Below are 21,144 nucleotides of genomic sequence, written 5' to 3'. Positions count from 1 at the left end.
CGCTACCGTCGCAGCACCGAGAACAGCTCTTGCCGATTCGCGGTGCCGGTCTTCTTGAGCGCGCTGTGGATGTGGTTCTCCACGGTGCGGACGCTCAGGCCCAGGCGGGAGGCGATCGCCGCGTTGGAGTGGGTCGAGGCGAGGAGGGCGATCTCGGTCTCGCGCACGGTCAGCAAGTCCACGCGCTGGGACCGGTCCTGAAGGGCGGGCTGGGCAGCGACGACGGGGATGTCGGCATCCGCTTCAAGGGTCGTCAGCGCGAGCTGAATGGCCTCGGTGAGCTCGGAGGGGGTCTCGTGCTCTTGGCGGCCGCGAGCTGCGAGGATGAGGATGGCGAGCGGGGTGTTGGCGTTCTGGCCGAAGTCCTGGGCGAGCGCGACGAGCTTCCCCGCGTCGGTGAACGAGGCGTTGGCCAGGGCGAGGAGGCGGCGGGGCTCGGTGCCGTAGGCGCGCATCATGAGGTCGCCGAACAGCTCGAAGCTGGAGGTTTCCGGCCAGATCGCCAGGCCGATCCGGACCGTCATGAGGGCGGCGAAGAGATTGCGCTGCTGGCTGAGCCTCTCCGCCAGGGTGCGCATGGTCTCCATCGCCGAGGTCGGGTCGCCGGCGATGAGCTGGCGGATGACCGCGCCGATGCCCTTCTGCATCCCGGGGAGAGCGTCGTCGGGGGTGTTCAGGCTCTCCGCCTCCGCTTCGAAGAACGACGCCAGCCCGTTCTCGCCGAGCCAGAGATTGATGAAAGAGCCGATCCAGAGCAGTGCGCGGTAGAGGCCGCTGTTCGAGGCGCCGGACGGCCCGAAGGCGAGGGCGCTGTCCACGACCTCGAGGGCTTCCTGCCAGCGGGCCAGACCGAGCAGCGAGAGGGTAGCGACATAGGCGTGCAGCAGGATGCCGCCGTGATCGCGGTCGCTCTGGGCCTCGTGGAGCGCCCGGAGACTGCGATGGAGGGCGCCGTTCTCGTCGCCGGCGACGAGCGCCGTGAGCGCCTCCACGAACCCCTGGAAGCGGCCCACGACCAGCAGGTCGGAGGGGGGGACGCGCGCTGCCCATTCGGCCGCCGCCGCGAACGTGCCCTCGATCAGATTGACGTAGGCGAACGTCGCCATGCAGAGGGCTTCTCCCGGCGTCCCGACGATGCCGGTCTGGGCGAACGCCGCGACCGGGTCGTCGCCGACGCTCACGGCCCCCTCGGCCAGCAAGCGGGTGAAGATGCCGAGAGCGGGGACCCACACGGGGAAGAGGCGAGCCAGCTCTGCGAACTGTTCGGAGAAGCCGGGACTCCGCCGGCTGGCCTGGGTGGACCAGATCGCCCGCAGGAAGGTGAAATCGAACGCTTCCTCGGGTGTCTTCGCGGAACAGAGCGGCGTGTTGTCGAACACGGTGCGCAGCGTGCGGTCGCTGCGCGGCACATCCATGAGCGTCTGCACGTACGGCAGCGCTGCGCCGATGGTTGGCGCAGCCTCCCAGGCGGCCGCGTATGCGAGGAGGCTCTCGTTGACGTGCTCGTGGAACCCGCGCACGGAGAGGGCGACATCCGTGTCTTGCGGAGACCGTGCCGAACCTTCGGCGTCGCTGGCATCGGGATGCAGCCGTGCGACGCCGTAGCCGGAGGCTTCGCGGAAGTAGTCGTTGAGCGCCGGCGGCATGAGCGCGACGCTGCGGCCCGCCGAGGTCGTCAGGATCGAGACCAGGCCGTGGCCTTCCAGCTCTTTCATCGTGTCTTCGGCGACGCGGGTGCAGGCTTTGGGCTGTGGCGACGTGTGGGCGAGGGCGAGGTGCTCCAGCCCATCGAAAGCGATCGCGTCGAGTGTGGCGAAGCGGGTCTCCAGCCACGCGTCGATGCTGCTGCTCCACAGACTCTGGCCCGTCATCGTCCAGCGGTTGCCGCGCAGTTCGATCAAGTCGCTGTCGACAGCGCCGTCCACGATGGCGAGAGAGAGCCCGGTGATCCCGCCGGATTTGGCGAAGACGCGGGAGACGATCTCGGTGTCCGGCTGGTGCGCGAGCCGGTCTTGGACCAGTGCCGCCGTCCCGACGAAATCGAGTGGACGCAGGTCGATCCGGCGTCCGGGGTAGCGGGTGTAATGGATGTCGGCCCGCACGAGGGCGCCGATGGTCACGCTTCTGGAGAAGACGACAGGCGCGCTGGTGCGGTCGGCGGCTGCCTGCACGACGCTGAGCGTGCCCGAGTCGATGTTCTCGATGCCGTCGAGGATGACCGCGCGCAGCGGCGTGGCCGCGAGATCCGCCGAGACGGCGTCGATGAGGCCCGAGAAGGAGCGCAGGCTGGGCTGGGAGGGAAGAGTGAGGAGGGCCTGCTGGAGGGGGAAGAAATCGATGGACCGGGTGTAGGGAGCGCCCGTGATGACCAGGACGGCGTATCCCTCGGCTTCGAGTTGCGAGGCCAGGGCACGGAGCAGGGTCGATGCTCCGACGCCTCCCGGCCCGACGACGTGGGCTGAGCGCCCGGACCGCACGGAGGCTACGAGGGTGCGGAGTTCATAGTTGAACATAAACACAGGAATATCCCTTCCTCCCTCTTCGACTGTACCTGTGGGCGAGTCCGCCGGGCTGAGCGAGGGAGAATTCGCGATGAGGGGTGGGCGCGGCCGGCTGTCGAGCGCTCCGGGCACGAGAAGACGGCATGGCCTGTGCCGGATGGCTCAGGCCATGCTCGCGGTTCTGTGCGCCGGGTCAGGCTTTTCGGCGTCCGCCGAAACCGAGGGCGATGACGACGCCCACGAGGACCACGATCGTGGCGATGCCCAGCGGAGTCTTCATGACTGCGGCCACATAGCCGGCGACCGGGAGGGTCGCGACGACTTTGCCGGCGCTGCTCACCAGATAAGGCTCCGGGTCGGGGCTGGCGTTGGCATCGCCCTTGAGCACGATGCTGGTCCGGCCGTCGACGAACTCCGTCGAGACGACCCGGTGCGTGACGAGGCCGCGGCCGCCCGGCCGCGCCACCGTCACGATATCGCCGGGGCGGAGCTCTGCTCCCGGTGTCTCGGTGGCGAGCACGAGCGAGCCGACCGGCAGCGCCGGCTCCATCGAGCCGGAGACGACGACTTCGGGGCGCAGCTGGAAGAGCGCGCAGCAGGAGACGATCACGATGCTCGCGGCGCCGACGATGGCGGCCAGCCAGAGGACGATCGAGCGGAGGACGAGCAGGGGGCGGACCCGGTGCGACACGGACCGGCGCCGGTCTTGTGTCGGGAAGGGGTCCTCGGTGAGGGTGACGCTGGTCATGCGAGCCTTTCGGGACGTGGTCGGCGCCGAGGCGGTGGTAGTCGAAATTATCCCTGTTTCAGTCAACGGCGCGAAGGGCAGGTCAGAGTGGGGCAGCGCGCGAAATGAGTGTTCGCGATGCCCGGCTGCGCACTCTCTGAGTGGCGGGCTACGGAGCGCTCCCCTTCAGGATGCGCGTCGTGCCGACCGATACGCCCGTGATCGGGTTCGCGAACGGTGCGTCCGGGCTGACCTCGGTGAAGTCGTAGGACGTGGAGCCGTAGGCGCCGTTGTCGCCGCAGACGTAGAAGGAGCTGCCGCTCAGCCGGCCACCGCCCCAGGTGTGGATCGAGCCGTCCGTGCCGGTGACCCAGGTCGCGCAGGCGGAAGCTGAGACCGAAGCGGCTCGCACCTTGTCGAGCCCAACGACCTTCGTCGGCTGGATGACCTTGTCGTTCGCGCCGAGGACGTCGCAGGCGCCGCTGCCGGACGGCCCGCGTCCGCCGATCGCCTGGCAGTACCGGTTGATGCCCCAGCCCCAGACGGTGCCGTCGCTGAGCACCGCGGTGACGTGGCCGATGCCGGAGGAGAGGGAGGAGACCGTCGCCGAGGTGCCGGCGAAGCTGACTCTCTGGGGGCGGTAGGCGTAGTCGGGACGAGTGGAGTCCTCGCTGGCCGTGCGTCCGAGGAGTGAGCGCAGCCAGCCCTGAGCGTCGAAGTAGCCGTCGCCGATGCGGCGCAGCGAGACGGAGTAGAGGCTGCCGTCCTTCGTGAGCAGATGCATCGATGCCGCGTGGAACGCGAGCTGGCGGACGGGACATCCGGAGTCGTCGGTGACGATGCCCGTGTTCACTCCCGTGCAGACTGTGGCGTTCTTCGTGTTCGCCACGATGTCGAGGAAGCGCTGGTGCCGGGCGGCCTCGGTGGTGAGCGCTCTCTCATCATAGCTCTCTCCGGCGGCCGTCTTGTAGATCCCGGGGTAGTTCTGGAAGAGCACACGGTTGAGGCCCTCGTTCACCGTCGGGCAGGTGTCGCTGGAGACGGTCGGCGTGAGGCCGTCGGTGTTCTCCCAGCCCCAGGTGTAGACGAGACCGTTCTGTGCGACGGCCCCGTCCACGTTCTTGCCGCTCCAGATGGAGCGCCAGCGCACATCGCCCAGCGCGTTCGCGCCGGTCTCGCAGCTCGTCCAGTAGCCGTGGGTCATCGTCGTCGAGTTCGCTTTGATGGGGTAGGAGTAGCTGCCTTTGGCGCTCGAGACGATCGGGAGGTTCTCGCCGCCCCAGCCCCAGGCCCACAGCGTTCCGTCGTTGTCCAGTGCGAGGAACTGATTCTCGATGCGGCGGACACTGGCGATCGCCGGCAGCGGCTTGCCGCTGTTCGTCCGTGTCACTTTCCCCGGTTTGGCGGCGTCGGTGGCCGACAGCGAGCCGCGTCCGAGATAAGCGGTGGAATTGAACGGTCTGCCCCAGGTCCACACTCCGCCCGTGCTGTCGAGGGCGATATAGGCGGTGGTGTCGCGGCCGGCGTAGGTGAAGTCGTTCGTGCTGCCGATCGCGTCCACGATGTGGACATCCGCCGGGAAAGCCACTTTGGTCGGGGTGGCGCTCGCCGCTGTGCTCAGCCCGCCCGCGCCGTCTCCGGTCGTCCGGTCGCCCGCCAGGTACACCTCGCCGGCGGCGTTCAGGTAGAGCGTGGAGCCGAAGGTCTGGTTGGAGGGAACGGGCGCGATGGTGAGCGAAGGCGTCATCGTGGTGAGCGCGGACGAAGCGAACGTCGAGTCGGTGAAGCCGGCGGTGGTCGATGCGGTCGTGGCGGCCAGGGCAAGGGCGGCGCAGAGGCCGGCCGCGGCGAACGCCGCGCGGCGCGCCGTGCGTGCGGATGAGCTGCGGGTCATGTCAGGGAAGTCGTTCCGTTGAGGTCGAGTGTGACGGTGGCTGTTCCCGAGGAGGAGGCGCGGAGTGCAGGCTCGTCGAGCAGGTGGACGGAGACCGTCAGCGTTCGCAGGCTGGGGTTCGCGGACGCCGGCCAGCTCTCCCCGTCCTTCAGCCGGACGCCGGCGGGAGGGACGACGCCGAGGTCGACGGGGAGACCGGCGGCCGGGGCAGCGGCGCCGGAGGCGGGCTGCCCCGGGTCGCCGAGCAGGACGGATTTCTTGCCGTTCGCGTCCATCTCAATGCTGTAGCGCAGGGAGGAGGAGAGCGCGCCAGCGCCGGCGATGCGCAGGCGAATCCGGCCCTGCACTGTCGTCCCGAGCGCGGCGGCGTCGGTGAAGGCCGTCCAGCTGTTCGCGGAGCCGGCGGCCAGGGCGAGCGCGCAAGCGGCGCCCGTCACGGGTACGATCGCGCCGCCGAGGCGCCGGCGCTGCTTCCAGAGCAGAAGCGCCAGCGCGATGACGATCAGCGCAACCGCCAGGGCGAGCGTCGCGGCGGTGTCCAGGCCGGTGGCCGCGAGCATCCCGCCCAGCACGGAGCTTTCGCTGCTGAACCGGAACAGGAGCGCGGCGTTCGCGGTGCGGAAGCCGTCGTCCGCCGCCGCGGGCAGCTCGGCCCGGAGGGAGACCGCGACGCCGGCGCCGGCGGCGACCGGGCCGAGGTTGAGGAGAGCGCGGCGGAGCTGGTCGGCCGAGAGCCGGTCGGCGATGACCCCGTGCGGGCCTGTCAGAGTGAAGCGCAACCCATTCTCGCCCGCCAGGGCCGCGCCGGAGACGGCCGGGATCGAGAGGACGACATGGCGCGCGTGCGCGGCGCCGGGGGGAGGACAGCGTCCACTCGACCGTGTGACCGGGGGCGGGGACGCGGAGTTCGGCACGGCGCTCCACGATGCTGGTCGCGTTCGCGGGCACGCACGCGACGACGCCGAGGCCCAGCACGGCCGCGACGGCGGCCGTCAGCAGCCGCGCACGGCCGCGGCGTGGGGCGCGGTGTCTGCTCATCCCAGCTTCTCCTTCACGGTGAAGCTCTTGCCGCCGATCGTCTCGGCGCTGACCGCGACGCCCGGTGCGACCGAGGCGCGGAAGGCCAGCGGCGGAGAGTTCGGCGCGAGCCACGCCTTCACTGTCACCGTGGTCGCCTTGCCGGCCGCTGGCACCGGAAGAGCCGCCCCGGCGCCGGAGTCGAGCGCGGCGATGGCCTCGGCGCTCAGGGGCGTCCCACCGGGGAGCGTGCTCTTCCCCTCGGCCTGGATGTCGAACAGCAGCCACGGGAAGACCGGCGACGATCCGGTGTCGTAGACGGTCGCTCGCAGCGCCACGTCCCGGTATCCCGAGAGCAGGTAGACGCTCACCGGGAAGGACGCCGTCGCCACCGACGGGGAGCCGGAAGGCTTCGAGCTCAGGGAGGCGATCGGCTGTGCCGCGCCGGTCTTCGCCGGCACGATCAGGTGCGGCTGCGCCCGATCGGAGTACTGCTGCGAACCAGCGCTGTCCTGGGCGATGTCCACGGTTCCGGACTGGCGGGTGGTCGCCGCGGAGCCGTCTGTGAACGCCGCCCAGGTCGCGCCGATCGGCAGGGCGATCAGCGACAGAACGCCGGCTGCCGCGAGGCTGAGCAGGCCGTGGCGCCGGTGCGCCGGTCCGCCGGTCCCTGCGAGATGGCGTGCCATGTCGTCCTTTCGTCAGAAGATAGCGAGGAAGCGCCGGTCAGCGGTTCTCGGCGTCCACCCGCAGGCAGACACCGGTCGTCCGATCGAGATACCGGGTGGGAGTGTCCGCCGGCAGGCTCACGGTGAGGGTCAGCCGCACGGCCTCCCCGGGCGCCAGCGCGCCCAGCCTGCCCTGTGAGCGTCCCGTGCCGTGGAGCACCGTGCGCCCGCCCGCCGTGTCCGCACGGAAGCCGAGCTGCCCGAACAGGGCGTCCTTGTCGGGGCTCTGGGGCGGCGGTTCGACGCCGAGGCCGACCATGCTGGTCAGCTGGGGGCTGCTGTTTGCGGACGTACACGTAGAGGGTGGCCGAGGTTCCGGGAGGCAGGTCGTACGCCCGGCCATCGGCGGTGAGCGGGACGCTCAGAGGGGCTCTCCGGCCCGCCGCACGCCAATCGGACTCGGCTGGCCGCCAGCTCCCGTCCGCCGTCGCCGCCACCTGGAGCCCGAACGAGCCTGCGCCCTGCGGGGAGAGCACCACGAGTTCGTGCTCCTGCGCCCAGGGGAGGGCCGCGGTCAGACCCGCGGCCGTCCCCAGGAGCAGCGCCCCGCCGAGGGCGAAAGCGAGAACGAGCGGCGCCCGTCGCGATCGCGAACTCATCGCCCTCTCAGTTCTTGGCGACCGATGTGCCGTCGATGACAGCCTGGATGCTTGCGGTGCCGCCATTGGCGGCGTCCGTCTGCTGCTGTGACTTGTCGTTGAGCGTGAGCTTGAGGTAAAGCACCGTGCCGGACCCGGCGGGGAGGTGGGTCAGAGCGACGCTCTCGCTGGAGGAGCCGCTCGTCGTCGTGGGGATCGTGAGGCCGGTCTTGGTCCAGGTCTTGGGAACAGTGGAGGCGTCGTCCGTCTCCGCGACATCCACGGTGATCAGGCTCAGATAGGCCGAGTTGCGGGCCTGCTGGTCGGCGGTCACACTGTCCGTCGCGGTGGTGTTCTTCAGCGAGAGCTTGAGCGTGGAGGCCCAGTTCTTGGAGTCGTTCTTCACGGGGATCTTCACCACGATGGAGTTCCCGGGGATGAGGGCGGAGGCGCCGGGGATGTTGGCGATGGCCGCCGAGTCCGGGTTGGCCTCGACCCATTTGGCCACTTTGGCGACGGTGTCCTCAATCCCGGTCGAGACCTGGAGGTTGTACCTGTTGTCGGGGCTGCCGAATCCGCCGCTGCCGTTGAGGTCGAGCAGAGCGATGTCCGTGAAGTAGGCGCTGGTTGCGAGGGCGCCGGCTGCGAAGAGGGAGCCGAGCGCGATCAGGGCTCGTTTGCGTCCCCTGCGGTCGTGTTCCCCCGTCGGCGATGCGGCACGGGCGTCAGATGTCATCAGTCGTCGTTCTCTTTCTTCGAGTCGTGGTGCTCCGGTGGTTCTGGTGCGAGGCGCAGGGCGGATCAGGGGGTGGGTTCTAACAGTGGTCGCAACACCGGCTAGTTTCGGGAGTTGTTATGACACTTGTAAGGACGTCGCAGAAGATGACCGGGCCGGCACCGATGTCGGCCGAGCGTGCATGATATATCGAGTTGTGGCGGCAGGGAATGAACACCTCCGAGATCTGCCGGATGCTCGGGATTCGCCGCAAGCTGGGCAACAACTGGCGGAACGGGTGGAAACATCGCGACCTGGTCACGGGCAAAGTGCGTTACTATCCGCCGATCGATGAGGTTCCGGTGGTGACGACAGTCTCGGCCCGGTTCTTATCGGAGGACGAGCGGGTAACGCGACAGACGCAAAGCACCCCGCGTGATCGCCCGGCGCAGGATCCGATTCAACGCTGCGCTCACGATCCATGACCGTCCGTTCGCGCCCACGGACCGCAGCGTCCCCGGAGCCTGGGAAGGCGACCTCATCATGGGGCTCGGCAACCGTTCGGCGATTGCCACACTCGTCGAGCGAACGACCCGGTTCACTCTCCTGTTGCCTGTTGACGCTGTCAACAGATCCGAGAGCCTCCGCGATCAGCTCGTCCCTGCTCTCGCGGCGCTCCCGCCCGAACTACGCCGCTCAATCACCTGGGACCAGGGCTGGGAAATGGCGAGACATGAAGAGATCAGCCGCGCAACAGGAACGAGAATCTACTCCTGCGACCCGCACTCGCCCTGGCAGCGCGGCAGCAACGAGAACACGAATCGGCTCTTGCGGGACTACTTCCCCAAACGCACCGACCTCAGAACACACACCCCGAAAGAGCTCGCCCTCGTCGCCGCCGAACTCAACAACCGACCCCGCAAAATCCTCGGCTGGAAGACCCCGAACACCCTCTTCACTACGCTGCTAGAACAAACACACCATCCATGAGTGTTGCGACCACTGTTAGAACCCACCGGGTTCGATCGCCACCCGAGTACTCCACTTCCTGCGCAAGCCCGGTGGTGCTCCTGCGCCCCTTAACGAGTGCCCCCCTCCTCTCGCCAAGGGGGTGGATGAGTGACGGGAGGCTCTCAGAGAGCGGGACACTCAGGGCGGCCGGGGGCTCTGGGGAGTGCTCCGGACGCCGGACTCGCCAGGCCTGTCGGCGAACGGCACTCAACTGTCTGCGGCAGACACCCGATGCGCCCCTCAGTCGGCGGCGAGGGAGTTTCGCTGGAGAGGTACGCCCCACACCTCGGAAACGGAGTCCTCTCGATGACAGTTCAGAAGACGAAGCCACGAAGCCGGCATCGCGCGGTGCGCTCAGGCTTGCTCTCGGCCCTCACCGCCGCGACCCTGGCGCTGGGGCTCGGCGGTTCCCTCTCCGCCGCGGCCGCCGAGCCGGACAGAGACGGCGATCCCGCCCGCGACCACTCCGGCAGCACGCTCACCCACGATGACGTCCTGCGGGTGATGCCGCGATCGCAGCAGCTGACCCCCGCCTTCGCCTTTCTGCGGGGCAACGACGTGAGCGCCTGGCAGCCGGATGTCGACTGGAGCGATGTCGTGTCGAAGGGCGCCCATTTCGTCTACATCAAAGCGACCGAGGACGACGACTACGTGAGCTCCCAGTACGAGGCGCAGTGGACGGGCGCCGGAGACGCCGGCCTCTATCGGGGTGCGTATCACTTCGCGCGGCCATTCTGGTCGGACGGCGCATCGCAGGCGAAGCATTTCATGGCGTCCATCCACGGCTGGAAGCCCGGCGCACGCCTCCTGCCGCCGATGGTCGACCTGGAGCACCGCTGCTCCAGCCTGACCCAGCCCTGGGCGATCAAGAAATGCCAGGCGATGACCCCGGAGGACATCGTCAAGTGGATCCACGACTTCGTCTCCGTGGTGGAGCAGGAGGCTGGTGTCAAACCGGTCATCTACACCAACCCGTCCTGGTGGAAGGAGTACACCGGCGACATCACGGACTTCGCCTCCTACCCGTTGTTCATCGCCCACTGGATGTCGGACGTGTCGGGCGGCCCCGGAGCGCTGCCCGGCGGGTGGGTCGACTGGACGCTGTGGCAGCACTGGGACGATGCGAGCGGCTACACGGGGCCGGGTGACCTCCTGCCGGGCGACCAGGACCTGTTCCACGGCACGGAGACGGCGCTCCAGCGCTTCTCCGATGACGTGTACGCGGCGGTGACGGTCTCGCCCAGCGCTGTCGAGCCCGGCGGCAAGGTCACCGTCAGCGGCAAGGGCTTCGCGCCGAAGGAGAGCGTCTCGGTCGCGCTCGGAACGGCGCCCGGGACGACGGTGACGGCCGATGGCGTCGGTGACTTCACCGCGCAGGCCTCGGTTCCCGGCGATCAGCCGGCCGGCCCGCTGACCGTGACCGCGGTCGGTGCGGAATCCGGCGCCAGCGCGAGCGGCGCGGTCACGGTCCAAGCGCTGTCGCCGTCTCCGGCGATCGCCCCGACCGTCGCGCTCTCGCAGCCGGCGCCGCGGCCGGGAACGCTGTTCACCGCCACCGGCTCGGGTTTCGCCGCTTCGGACGCGGTCACGATCACCCTGCACTCGTCTCCGCGTGTGCTCGGCGAGACGGCGGCGGACGCTTCGGGCGCTTTCGCTGTCGCGCTGCGTCTGCCGGCCGATGTGACACTGGGCGCTCACACGCTCGAGTTCTCCGGCGCGTCCGGCCAGACCGTGCAGCTGCCCCTCACCGTCGAGGCCTCCCCGGCCGTCCACAGCGCAGCCGGGTCGAGTTCCGCACGGGTGATCCTCGCCGACACCGGAGACCGCATCGACGACATCCTCGATCTCACTGTCGCCATGCTCGGCGTTGGCGTGATCGTGCTCGGACTGGTCCGCCTGCGGAAGCGTTCGCCCTGGCAGGCACGGTGACGCGCGGCGAGAAGGACGCACGGGGGAGCCGGGTCCGGATGAGAGGATGTGGACAGATCCCCGGTGCGACCGGGGGAGCCCCTTCCGGACGATTGGAGCAGCATGCCCCTCCCCGAATCGGCGTCCGCCGGTGGCGTCGGGCGTCCGCTCTCGCGGACCTCGGCCTATGAGGCCATCAAGAACGCGATTCTGAGCGGTGTGCTCCTCCCCGGCGAGAGGCTGGACGCGAAGGAGCTGGAACGGTGGCTCGGCGTCTCCAAGACACCGATCCGGCAGGCGGTCCAGGCACTTGTGGGGGAAGGGCTCATCGTCATCGCGCCGCAGTCGCACACCACGGTCGTCGCGCCCGTCTCCGAACAGCGCATCGTCTACTCGCAGGCTCTCGGCGGGCTGCTCCTCGGCCTCGCCAGTGTGGCGGCCGACCGGATCTCCGTGGAGGACCGGTCGGCCCTGGCCGATCGCATCGATCCGCTTCTGGCCGCCATCGCGGACCGGGACGTCGACCGGACGATCGCCACCGCCGGATCCTTCTTCCACCAGTGGCTGGACCACAGCGCGAGCCCGCCCTACATCGACATGATGCAGAGCACAGCCACCACCTTCAGATACCATCTCTCGGTGCTCGGCCGGGCGGAAGGCTTCGCCTGGGAGACCATCGGCCCCGGGTACGCGCGGTTGCAGCGGGCACTGATCGACGGCGACCAGCCCGGTGTGGAGCAGGAGCTCAAAGCGCTGTTCGATCTCTCCTGACCGCGCGGCTTCCTCTCCGCCCTCGCCGGGGACGGAGCGGCCTCCGCGGTGGCACGGAACGCATCCCACTCACACCGCGGGACGCGGGCCGTGTCTGCGGGTGAGTGGGGCCGGTCTCCGGCACTCGGACAGGAACGGAGCCGCACTCATGACGGTGGCCGATTGATTCTGTGAGTGGGAATCCCCCTGCCATCCTCACGCTGGCTGGCGTGAGCGCCGGCCCGCGTGACCGACCCCCGATCGCGAACCACTCCCAGCGCGCCCCGCGTGCCGGGACTCGGCGGCCGGGAGAAGGAGTGTGTCGTGGACACCGTCATCACCGTCCGAACGAGGAAAGCGCGTCCCGCTGCGGTCGTGTGGGTGGGGGCTCTCGCCCTCGTCTGCCTTGCCGTCATCGTCTTCAACGGTCCGCTCCGCGGAGAGGAGGCGAGCGCCGCGGCTTGGTGGCTGACCGGCTTGCCGGGGCTCCACCCCACGGTGAGCGGCAGCGCCGTGTTCGTCGCGCTGGACGGCCGGACGCTCCCGCTGCCCGTCACCGTCGAGTGCGCCGCCTCGACGCTGGTGGTGCCGGTGCTCATCTTGGGCGGCGTCCTGGCGCTGGGCGAGTCGGCTCCGCTGCGCTCCATCGCCGTGGCGACCGGGATCTCGGTCCTCGTCGTGCTGGTCGCCTGCCAGCTCCGCCTCGGCGCCATCCTCGCCACGACACTGGAGTGGGGATTCGATCCGGGCTATTCCCTCGGACGGCTCCTGACCGGCTCTCTCGTCACTCTCGCGGGCTATGTCGTCGCTCTGGCTCTCCTGCTCGGCCGGAGCCGGCGGTGACGGCCGTCGCGCCCGCCTCGGCCCCGTTCGACGCCCGACCGCGCAAAGACATCTGCCTGGTCATCGGCACCCGGCCGGAGATCATCAAGCTCGCGCCGGTGATCCGCGCGCTCGGACCGCGCGCCTATGTGATCGACAGCGGACAGCACTACGACCGCGAGCTCTCCGCGGCGATCTACGAGCGCTTCCGGCTGCCGGAGCCGGACCTGAGACTCTCGTGCGGGCGCATCGCGTCGCGAGGGCATCAGATCGCCGCCATCCTGGAGCAACTGCTCGATGCCTGGCAGCAGACGCGGCCGTCGGTCGTCGCCGCCCAGGGCGACACCAACACCGTCTGCGCTGCTGCCCAGGCGGCCCACTACGCGGGCATCCCGTTCGTGCATGTGGAAGCCGGGCTCCGCTCGCACGATCGGGACATGCCCGAGGAGATCAACCGGCGGGTGATCGGGGTGCTGGCCGATGTCCACTGCGCTCCGACCACCGAGAACGCGGCCCACCTGCTCCGGGAGGGCATCCATCCCGCCCAGGTCTTCGTCACCGGCAACACGATCGTCGAGGCGTGCGCGCTCAGCCTGGCCCAGCGGGCGACCGCTCCCGCGGCGCCCGCACGGACGTCCGCCTACATCGTGGCGACGCTGCACCGCCCCGAGAACACGGACGATCCGGAGGCGCTGGAGAACGTCCTCCGCGCCCTCGGCGAGCTGCCTCTGCCCGTCCTGTTCGTGCCGCACCCGCGGACGCGAGGAGCGATCGAGCGGTTCCGGCTGGGGCATCTCCTCGAGGGTGTGACCGTGCTCGACCCGCCCGACCACACCGACTTCCTCGGGCTCGTCCGGGATGCGGCGGTCGTCGTCTCCGATTCTGGGGGCCTGCAGGAGGAGTGTACGGTGCTCAAGACACCGCTCGTGGTGGTCCGGCGCACCACGGAGCGGCCGGAGGCCTTCCGCGCCGGCTTCGCGCGGCTTGTGGCCCCGGGGCCTCAGATCGTGGAGGCGGTGACGGAGTTGCTGCGCGACGCCGACCTGGCCGAGTCGCTGCGGCTCGAAGACAGTCCGTTCGGCGACGGCCGCGCCACCGAGCGGATCACGGCCATCCTCCGCCAGATCGCCGCGGGGAATCCGATGTTCGCTGGGCTCGCGTCGTGATCGGCTTCCTCAAAGCGCTCACGTTCCTGCTCGGGGCGTCGTTCTTCGCCTACGTTCTGTTCATCCTGATCCCGCACCTCACCCACCGGAAGACCGCGCTGGGCGACCCGGCTGACTTTCAGTGGCACTTCTTCGTGCCGTGCCGGGACGAAGCGGCTGTGATCGAGCGGACCGTCGAGGCGGCCCGCCGGGACTTCCCCGCGGTGCATGTGTGGGTCGTCGACGACCACAGCGACGACGACACCGGGCGCATCGTCGAGGAGATCGCGCGCCGGGACCCGCGGGTCCACCTCGTCGCCCGTCGCCGTCCCGAGGCGAGGACGGGGAAAGGCGATGCGCTCAACGCGGCCTACGACGCGCTGAACGCCTTCCTGCCCGCCGACGCGGACCGCGAGCGGATCATCGTGATGGTGCTCGACGCCGACGGCGAGCTCTCGCCCCGGGCGCTGGCCATGATGGCGTCCGCCGATGTGTTCCTCGACCCGGGCGTCGGCGGGGCTCAGGTGGTGGTGTGGATGAAGAACCGCCACGAGCGCAGACCGAGACCCGGCCGCGGGTGGCTCGGGAACCTCTCCGGCCGCTTCCTGGTGAAGCTGCAGGACATCGAGTTCCGCACCATCATCGCCGCCATGCAGTCGCTGCGCGCGAGGACCGGTACCGTCGGGCTCGGCGGGAACGGCCAGTTCGCGCGGCTGTCCGTGCTCGACCTCATTCGGGCGAGTCACGACCGGCCCTGGCATGGCGCGCTGCTGGAGGACTACGAACTCGGGCTGCACATCCACCTGCACGGCTACCGCATCGCCCACGTCGGCAACGCCCACGTCTCGCAGGAGGCGCTGCCCAGCTTCCGCCGGTTCCTCACGCAGCGCACGCGCTGGGCGCAGGGCAACATCCAGTGCGTGAAGTATGTGCGCGACGCCTTTCGCTCGGCGCATGTGACGAATGTGGGGCTGCTCGAGATCGGCTACTACCTCGTGCTGCCGTTCCTGCAACTGTGCGGGCTGGCGGCGTTCGCCGTGATGATCGTCACCGCTCTGCTCGGCCTGACGAAGCTCGGGGCGGGCCTGCCCGGCGGGGACCGCCTGATCTGGCTCGCGGTGTTCTGGATCGTCTTCTCGGTGGTGCCGTTCGCCGTGTGGGGGTTCGTGTACCGGCGGCGCTGCGAGCGGATCTCGTTCCTCGGTGCTCTCGGCTGGGGACTCGGAGTGTCCGTTTACGTGCTGTACATGTACGTGGTCATCCCCCGCGCGTTCTGGCGCATCCTGACGGGTCGCAGCGGGTGGCTGAAGACCCGGCGCAACGCGGAGACATCCACGGGGCCGACCGCCCTCGACCACTGAGCGCGTGCTCCTGCCGGGTGGCTGCGGGTGCGGCGGAACCACCCAGTCGGGCCGGAGGAGAAGAACGACAGCACCAACAGGCCACTCAATACCCGGCGGAGAAAGCACGCATGTCATCGGGACTGGGATCGGCTTAGGAACGAAAGAGATGAGCCGCGCCGAATTCCAGTCGCGGCTCGTAGCCCCCACGGAAAGGACCCAAGTCATGAGACTCCGCCCTGTCGGCGTCGCGGCGATCACCCTCGCCGCCGCGATCACCGCCTCCCTGTTCGCCGCCGCCCCCGCGAACGCCGAAAGCACCACGACGACGCAGACGCTCGTCTCCTCGTCCTGCGTCGCACAGCTGAAGGACAATCTCGCGGCTGACCACCAGCACCCGAGCCTGGAGCAGCTCAAAGCCGCCTGCGCGGGAGAGGTGACCTCAACGGTCTCGCAGATGCATCTCGTGACCGGGGCCGGCGCGCGCGCTCTGGCGAAGGCGCGCCACCTGAGCGCCGCCGAGACCGCGAACCTCGTCGCCCGTGCCGAGAACGGCTGGGTCGCCTACCAGGACTGGCGTGAGGGATACAAGAGCTGGCTCGTCAAAGAGTTCCACGAGGGCCGCACCTACTACGACGGCTCGAAAGCGTGGGTGACCTCCTATGAGGGCTACACCGGCAGACACATCTGCCACTCCGGGGGGTCCTCGGACCTGTTCGTGAATGTCGTGACCCGCGAATGCACGCAGCCGGAGCCGGTGAGCATCGCCGACAACTCCTACCAGTTCGAGGTCTCGGCGACCATCCTGGGCGTCCCTGTGGACTACGTCGTCGGCCTGCACGCCAAGGTCGACGGTTACGGCAACATCGATTACACGACGAACAGCTGATTCCTCCTGTCCTCCCCGGGCGGCGGTCCCCGACCGCCGCCCGGGGAGGACTCCGGCGCGAAAGCGGACACGCAGAGGGGCCTGAAGATGTTCTTGTTCTCCCGTGAACTCGCCGTGCTCTCCTCCGCCGTCCGCGAGAAGCGCCCGGCCCATGTGATCGGCCCGGCGGGCATGGGCGCGACCACACTGCTCGGCCGCCTCCGGAGCCGGCTCGACGTGGAGGGCTACACCGTTGTGGCGATCGACGGTGCGCCCTATTCGTCCCGAGGCGGAGCGCTTTCCGCTGCCGAAGCCGGCCGGTCCCGGGCAGCGCCCCCGTCACTGCTCTCCCGGGTCGACTCGCTCGCCCAGGAACTGCTCGCCAACGATCTGCGTGCCCTCATCGTCGACGGCATAGAGAATGTTGACGGCGGCACCCTCCGGATCATCCAGGCCGCGGCGACGCGCACCGAGACTCCGGTGGTCTACTCCCGCGGGGTCGCGGTGAGCGCGCTGATGCGCTCCGATGTCCGCTACTGCCGCTTCCCCGGCACCCGTCTGCGTCTGCGGCCCCTCGACTTCACGACGACCGCGACGCTCGTCGCCGACCGGCTGGCCGGCCGGCCGGATGTCGAGGTCGTCTCGAACGTCCTCTCCCTCTCCAGCGGCATCACCGGGCTCATCCTCGCGATCGTCGACGGCGTCCGCGACGATGGTCTGGTCCGGCTGCACGAGGGACGATGGCTGATGACCGGCCGCGGCCTGTGGAGCAGCGGGGTGGAGGCGTGGGTCGAGCGCGGCCTCGCGCGCCTCGATCTGACGACCTTCGAGGCGATCCGGCATCTCGCGCTCGCCCACGATTCGCGACCCTGGGCGCCCTGTCCGCTCGTCGCGCACGAGATGCTGAAGGACCTGGAGGCGCGCGGCTTCCTCTCGGTCGTCGACGGTCCGGACGGGCTGGGCATCCGGCTGCTCCCTCCGGCGATGGCGGACTACTTCCGCTTCACGGTCGGCAGAGACAGCGCTCTGGAGTCCTGCCCCTGTGGCGGCAGCGCCCCGGCCGGCCTCCGCGCAGACGACCACACGGCCAGCCTGGTGCGCAGCACGCGCGGCCGCAGCACACGCACCAGAGACGAACGGGCAGCCGAGTGGGCGGCCGCTCCGTCGGCCGCCACCGCACTGCCCTACTTGGAAGCGCTTCTGGAGACGCCGCGAGGAGCCGGAGACGTCGAGCGTGTGTTCGCCGGCACGCCGATCGCGTCCGCGGCGACGCCGGAGGACGCCCTCGACCTCGTCCTCCTCCGCGCCTCCGCCGAGGGGAGCCTCACACGCCCGGTCCCGGAACGCCTCGATGAGCTCACCCAGCTCTTCCCGGCGCTGCGTCCGGCCCTGGACCTGTTCGCCCGGGTGCTGACCGAGGGCTCGTCCGCAGTCGACGCTTCGCCCGCGACGATGACGATGCTGCGCTCTCTGGGGGTGTCGGCCGAGTCGCTGTGCGTCGCCGCCCTCGCCTACGTCGCGCTGCTGGAGGGCGATGTGAGGGAGGCCGCCTACTGGGAGGGACGTGTTCCCGCGTGTCCCCTGCTCGCGGTCGAGCGCCTGGTCGGTGCGGTGCGTGCCCTCGTCCCGCTCGCGCGGGGAGATTTCGGGCTGGCCCTGGCCGGAAGCATGCGCTCCCTGGAGATCGCTCGCGCCGAGGAGGAGCTCACCGGCATCCTGCTCAACTCTTACTACGCAGCGCTGGCGCTCCTCGCCCTCGGGCGCTGGACCGAAGCGCTCGATGTGGCGGACACGGCGCTGGCGTACGGGCCGCCGGGCCCGGCGCACACCGGCTTCTACCGCGCGCTGCTGTGGCTGGCGTCTCTCGTCAACCACTGGCTCGGGGAGAACCGGCTCGCCACCCTGCTGGAGGCACAGGCATCGACGCTGGTGGTGACCGATGACGCGCTCCCCGCCATGCAGGGCGATGTCGGCTCCATCCTGCGCTCCCTCATCGGCGGCGAGAAGGCGGCGGCCATGTCCGAGCTGCGCCGCCTCGCTGCCTGCCTGGCCGGCGAGCGCAACCTGCTGACAGCGATCTTCACCCTGGTCGTGGGCTTGTGCATCTGGCCCGAGCCGCCCACCTTCGCTCAACTCGGCGAACTCGCCTCGAACGCGCTGGGCGTGCCCCGCTGGCCGCTCGTCGACCTGGTGAGGGCATCGTTCGAGGAACCCGATCAGCTGGCCTCTCTCGCGGAGACGATCGGCCGCACGCCGCACAGTGCGCTGGCCGCGCTCGTCCTCGCGGCGCGGGTGCGGCAGGAATGCGGCCAGCGCTCGGAGCTTGCGGAGGCGATCGGCGCCGCTCTGCTCGTGCTCGTGCGCGACGAACCCCTCCCTGGCCTGCGAGACCCCGAGGACGACGCGGGCCAGCGGCAGCGGACCGAGTCGCTGACCCCGAGGGAGACCCAGGTCGCGCTCCTCGCCGCGACCCTCCCGAACACCGCCGTGGCCTCGATGCTCGGGATCGGTGTGCGCACGATCGAGAACCACATCCACAGCGCCCTCAAGAAGACCGGCGCGAGGAACCGGCAGGAACTGTTCGCGCGGCTGCGCGGAACGTCCTGATCGGGTTCGCCGCGTCCGGGGCGCGGGGAGGCTTCAGGACAGCTGGCGGTCGATGGCGTCAGCGGAGTGGAGCGAGCCGGCGACGATCGTCCGGACACCGGGGAGCCCGTCACCTGACGGGCGATTGGAAGCGGAAGTCGCCAGCGCGACCGAGACCGCCCTCCAGCTCGGGGCTGCCACTCATTTTCGGGCGGCCGGAGCACTCAGGGGTGGCACCCGGTTCGATATTTGCTTGTGAACGTCGGCGATTCGCCCTGTTCTGTTTCCAACGCCCCTGATCAAAAGAGAAAAGTATAGTGCAGACGCTCTTTACCCCCCCGACGACGGTGGGTGTGGGTAAGAATCTTCATCCGGCTGGCCGCTAGCCTCTGCGCCCTCGCCGCTCTCGCTCTCGCCGCATCAACCCATGGCGGTCTCCTGGGCCACCTGGAGCGCCACCAGCACCAACACCGGCGACAGCTGGAACGTCAGCACCTTCTGCACCGCCCCCACCCCCCTCCCCGCCACCGGCAGCACCCGCATCGCACTCAACCTCCGCGGGACCGCCGCCATCGCCGGCGGCCAGAATTTCAGCCTGGCGTTGGCGTCGGATGGCACCGCCTGGGCGTGGGGGTACAACGGCTACGGTCAGTTGCGCAACGGCACCACCACCGACTCCATCACCCCGGTGCGGGTGCAGAGGCTTGGCGGGAGGACGATCACCGCGATCGCCGCCGGCGCGTATTACAGTCTCGCTTTCGCGTCGGATGGGACTGTCTGGGCGTGGGGGGGACAACAGCACCGGCCAGCTCGGCAATGGCACCACCACCAATTCCAGCGTCCCGGTGCAGGTGCAGGGGTTGCTCCTCGCTGTGAATATCAAAGCGACGGGGGTGGTGGTGGGTGGTCGTGCGGCTACGGACATTGTGATGGCTGCGTGTTCTATTCCGACGGTGTTGTTTACGATGCCTGCTGGTTCGGTGGGTGTTGTGGATGTTGTGGTCACCACGCAGACGGGTTCTGGTGGGGCTGGTCCGACGTTGACATATAGGGGGGCGTTTACCTATGACTGAGTGACCGATGTGTAGTTCTCTCTACTGCCCATCACGTATAACCCTTATCCCTTTTTTGATATGAAAGAAGTTCGTATTATGACTGTTTTTGCAACGCGTTCTCAGGCTGGTCTTTTCCGGAAGAAGGTTCGTTTGTCGCGGCGTGCGCGTGTTCTTCGTGCTGGTGCGGTTGTGGCGGTGCTTGCGGTGAGTGGGATCGCGGTGTCGCACTCGGCGTTCAGTGCTTCTGTTTCGAACACGGGGAACTCGTGGTCGACGGGGAGCTTGTCGTTGACGTCTAACACGACGACCGCGGTGTTCTCCCCGACGGGTATTGTTCCGGGTCAGTCGGACAGCAAGGTGATCACGATCACGAACAAGGCTGGTCTGGCGGGTGTGGTCAAGGTTTACGCGGCGAACGCGTCGGATGCTTCCTCGATCGCGCAGTACTTCACTGTCACTGTTACGGAGGGGACGTTGTCGGGTGCCACGTTCACTGCTGATAAGAATGGGACGGTTTATAACGGTAGCCTTTCGGATTTCCTGACGAAGGACGTCTCGTATTCGACCGGTGTTGGTAACTGGACGCTGGACGGGACGGTGGATGTGTCGAAGAGTTACCAGATCTCCTGGGCGATGAGCTCGGCCGCGCCGAACAGTTCTCAGGGCAAGAAGGTCTCCACGGACTTCACTTGGGAGATCCAGAACAACAAGGCGAGCTGAGATGACCGCTGCCAGGCATCACACGAGCGCCCGCGGTGTTCGCCGCATGGTTGTTGTCTCCGGTGACAGGCGCGTCTTTCGGGGCGTGGTGGTTGTCTGGGTGGTCACGGCGAATGTGTGCAGAGCGATCGTGTGGTGCCTGGTGGGTTTGCTGGTGTGGGGGATCGCCCCGTTCGCGATCGGTTGGCATGCGACCACGGTGATGTCGGGCTCGATAACACCGGCGATCCGTGCGGGGGACCTCGTCGTCATCCGCCCGGTATCGGCCGGTCAGCTCCGGGCGGGTCAGGTGGTCCAGTTCGATGACCCCGACAATCCCGGCCGGTTGCGGTTGCACCGGTTGGTGAAGATCCAGGGCGACACCCTGACCACCAAAGGCGACGCGAACGCCCACTCCGATTCCTCACCGGTCACCGCGGGCATGGTCCATGGTGTCGGGGTGCTCCGTGTGCCCGGGGTCGGTATTCCGGTGAAAGCGTTCGCCGAACATAACTACCTCCTCCTCGCCGTCCTTGTCCTCGCCGTTCTCGCCCTCCTTGTGGGAACCCGCCTCGATCACGCATACGACTGGCTCCCCACCGATGACGGACCCGAGGAAGAACCGACCCGGGAAACCCCGACACCGGCAACCAACCACAACCACGACCACGACCACGACCACGACGGTCTCGAGGACCTCCTCGAGCTGGTCGATCTGGCCGCCTCCCGCAACACCACCCACGATGCCTCCCCCTAAGCCCGGAGGTGTCTGGTTATCCGGGCGAAGACAGCGACCGCAG

General features: G+C 68.9%; 18 protein-coding genes and 2 pseudogenes. 13 read left to right on the top strand and 7 right to left on the bottom strand.

The genetic code is table 11. From position 1 onward, the window contains the following. Nucleotides 1-2 precede the first annotated feature (2 nt). The 7 genes from O159_RS01335 to O159_RS01305 all read right to left on the bottom strand — a co-directional run bounded on the left by O159_RS01335 (nt 3) and on the right by O159_RS01305 (nt 8,181). The gene (locus tag O159_RS01335; RefSeq protein ID WP_021753979.1) at nt 3-2,513 is read right to left on the bottom strand and encodes a LuxR C-terminal-related transcriptional regulator; all 2,511 of its coding nucleotides are present in this window, start codon (nt 2,511-2,513) and stop codon (nt 3-5) included. 181 nt (nt 2,514-2,694) lie between these two features. Continuing rightward, the gene (locus O159_RS01330) at nt 2,695-3,249 is read right to left on the bottom strand and encodes a signal peptidase I (RefSeq protein ID WP_021753978.1); all 555 of its coding nucleotides are present in this window, start codon (nt 3,247-3,249) and stop codon (nt 2,695-2,697) included. Nucleotides 3,250-3,397: 148 nt separating this feature from the next. Continuing rightward, nucleotides 3,398-5,122, bottom strand: coding sequence for an RCC1 domain-containing protein (locus tag O159_RS01325; RefSeq protein WP_021753977.1), 1,725 nt, complete (start codon nt 5,120-5,122; stop codon nt 3,398-3,400). Then, entirely contained in the window at nt 5,119-6,036 is a 918-nt protein-coding gene (locus O159_RS01320; protein WP_021753976.1) for a hypothetical protein, read from the bottom strand. The genes O159_RS01325 and O159_RS01320 overlap by 4 nt, the downstream gene beginning before the upstream one ends. Nucleotides 6,037-6,156: 120 nt before the next feature. After that, entirely contained in the window at nt 6,157-6,828 is a 672-nt protein-coding gene (locus tag O159_RS01315; RefSeq protein ID WP_021753975.1) for a hypothetical protein, read from the bottom strand. 37 nt (nt 6,829-6,865) lie between these two features. Further along, a complete protein-coding gene (locus tag O159_RS01310) occupies nt 6,866-7,126 on the bottom strand; it encodes a hypothetical protein (RefSeq protein WP_021753974.1) in 261 nt (86 codons plus the stop codon). A 347-nt stretch (nt 7,127-7,473) separates the two neighbouring features. Next, nucleotides 7,474-8,181 (bottom strand): hypothetical protein, encoded by a 708-nt coding sequence (locus tag O159_RS01305; RefSeq protein ID WP_021753973.1) that lies wholly within the window; start codon nt 8,179-8,181, stop codon nt 7,474-7,476. 209 nt (nt 8,182-8,390) lie between these two features. Here O159_RS01305 and O159_RS15185 point away from each other — a divergent pair, with 209 nt between their 5' ends. The 13 genes and pseudogenes from O159_RS15185 to O159_RS01255 all read left to right on the top strand — a co-directional run bounded on the left by O159_RS15185 (nt 8,391) and on the right by O159_RS01255 (nt 21,101). Next, the gene (locus O159_RS15185; protein WP_201766212.1) at nt 8,391-8,645 is read left to right on the top strand and encodes a hypothetical protein; all 255 of its coding nucleotides are present in this window, start codon (nt 8,391-8,393) and stop codon (nt 8,643-8,645) included. Continuing rightward, nucleotides 8,572-9,150, top strand: a pseudogene (locus O159_RS01300) (IS30 family transposase); the annotation flags it as partial. The gene O159_RS15185 and the pseudogene O159_RS01300, both read left to right, overlap by 74 nt. Before the next feature lie 369 nt (nt 9,151-9,519). Beyond that, nucleotides 9,520-11,100, top strand: coding sequence for a GH25 family lysozyme (locus tag O159_RS13040; RefSeq protein ID WP_021753971.1), 1,581 nt, complete (start codon nt 9,520-9,522; stop codon nt 11,098-11,100). A gap of 102 nt (nt 11,101-11,202) precedes the next feature. Beyond that, nucleotides 11,203-11,850, top strand: a complete 648-nt coding sequence (locus tag O159_RS13035) for a GntR family transcriptional regulator (protein WP_021753970.1) — start codon at nt 11,203-11,205, stop codon at nt 11,848-11,850. A gap of 303 nt (nt 11,851-12,153) precedes the next feature. Next, complete coding sequence (locus tag O159_RS01285) at nt 12,154-12,672, top strand: hypothetical protein (protein WP_021753969.1); 519 nt, start codon at nt 12,154-12,156, stop codon at nt 12,670-12,672. Next, a complete protein-coding gene (gene wecB, locus O159_RS01280) occupies nt 12,669-13,817 on the top strand; it encodes a non-hydrolyzing UDP-N-acetylglucosamine 2-epimerase (RefSeq protein ID WP_021753968.1) in 1,149 nt (382 codons plus the stop codon). Before O159_RS01285 ends, wecB begins: the two co-directional genes overlap by 4 nt. Beyond that, nucleotides 13,814-15,157, top strand: coding sequence for a glycosyltransferase (locus O159_RS01275; RefSeq protein WP_021753967.1), 1,344 nt, complete (start codon nt 13,814-13,816; stop codon nt 15,155-15,157). The genes wecB and O159_RS01275 overlap by 4 nt, the downstream gene beginning before the upstream one ends. Nucleotides 15,158-15,362: 205 nt before the next feature. Beyond that, nucleotides 15,363-16,025 (top strand): hypothetical protein, encoded by a 663-nt coding sequence (locus O159_RS14850; RefSeq protein WP_021753966.1) that lies wholly within the window; start codon nt 15,363-15,365, stop codon nt 16,023-16,025. Between the two features lie 87 nt (nt 16,026-16,112). Beyond that, the gene (locus O159_RS01265) at nt 16,113-18,611 is read left to right on the top strand and encodes a helix-turn-helix transcriptional regulator (protein ID WP_021753965.1); all 2,499 of its coding nucleotides are present in this window, start codon (nt 16,113-16,115) and stop codon (nt 18,609-18,611) included. 406 nt (nt 18,612-19,017) lie between these two features. Beyond that, a pseudogene (locus tag O159_RS16685) lies at nt 19,018-19,350 on the top strand (hypothetical protein); the annotation flags it as partial. 7 nt (nt 19,351-19,357) lie between these two features. Then, nucleotides 19,358-19,663, top strand: a complete 306-nt coding sequence (locus O159_RS16680; RefSeq protein ID WP_407929761.1) for a hypothetical protein — start codon at nt 19,358-19,360, stop codon at nt 19,661-19,663. Between the two features lie 270 nt (nt 19,664-19,933). After that, on the top strand, nt 19,934-20,365 hold the full coding sequence (locus O159_RS01260; RefSeq protein WP_144267500.1) for a hypothetical protein: 432 nt from the start codon (nt 19,934-19,936) through the stop codon (nt 20,363-20,365). A 1-nt stretch (nt 20,366) separates the two neighbouring features. Beyond that, complete coding sequence (locus O159_RS01255; protein ID WP_043993421.1) at nt 20,367-21,101, top strand: signal peptidase I; 735 nt, start codon at nt 20,367-20,369, stop codon at nt 21,099-21,101. Nucleotides 21,102-21,144 lie beyond the last annotated feature (43 nt).

The sequence above is a fragment of the Leifsonia xyli subsp. cynodontis DSM 46306 genome, assembly GCF_000470775.1.
GTDB classification, from domain to species: domain Bacteria; phylum Actinomycetota; class Actinomycetes; order Actinomycetales; family Microbacteriaceae; genus Leifsonia; species Leifsonia cynodontis.
Note: the sequence above shows the minus strand (reverse complement) of the source record. Positions and strands in the feature narration are given on the sequence as shown.

Coding starts and splice junctions, on each gene's coding strand:
- O159_RS01330 (WP_021753978.1), bottom strand. CDS start 3,249: ATGACCAGCGTCACCCTCACCGAGGACCCCTTCCCGACACAAGACCGG.
- O159_RS01335 (WP_021753979.1), bottom strand. CDS start 2,513: ATGTTCAACTATGAACTCCGCACCCTCGTAGCCTCCGTGCGGTCCGGG.
- O159_RS01255 (WP_043993421.1), top strand. CDS start 20,367: ATGACCGCTGCCAGGCATCACACGAGCGCCCGCGGTGTTCGCCGCATG.
- O159_RS13035 (WP_021753970.1), top strand. CDS start 11,203: ATGCCCCTCCCCGAATCGGCGTCCGCCGGTGGCGTCGGGCGTCCGCTC.
- O159_RS15185 (WP_201766212.1), top strand. CDS start 8,391: ATGAACACCTCCGAGATCTGCCGGATGCTCGGGATTCGCCGCAAGCTG.
- O159_RS01315 (WP_021753975.1), bottom strand. CDS start 6,828: ATGGCACGCCATCTCGCAGGGACCGGCGGACCGGCGCACCGGCGCCAC.
- O159_RS16680 (WP_407929761.1), top strand. CDS start 19,358: ATGGGACTGTCTGGGCGTGGGGGGGACAACAGCACCGGCCAGCTCGGC.
- O159_RS01310 (WP_021753974.1), bottom strand. CDS start 7,126: ATGGTCGGCCTCGGCGTCGAACCGCCGCCCCAGAGCCCCGACAAGGAC.
- O159_RS01325 (WP_021753977.1), bottom strand. CDS start 5,122: ATGACCCGCAGCTCATCCGCACGCACGGCGCGCCGCGCGGCGTTCGCC.
- O159_RS01265 (WP_021753965.1), top strand. CDS start 16,113: ATGTTCTTGTTCTCCCGTGAACTCGCCGTGCTCTCCTCCGCCGTCCGC.
- O159_RS01305 (WP_021753973.1), bottom strand. CDS start 8,181: ATGACATCTGACGCCCGTGCCGCATCGCCGACGGGGGAACACGACCGC.
- O159_RS14850 (WP_021753966.1), top strand. CDS start 15,363: ATGAGACTCCGCCCTGTCGGCGTCGCGGCGATCACCCTCGCCGCCGCG.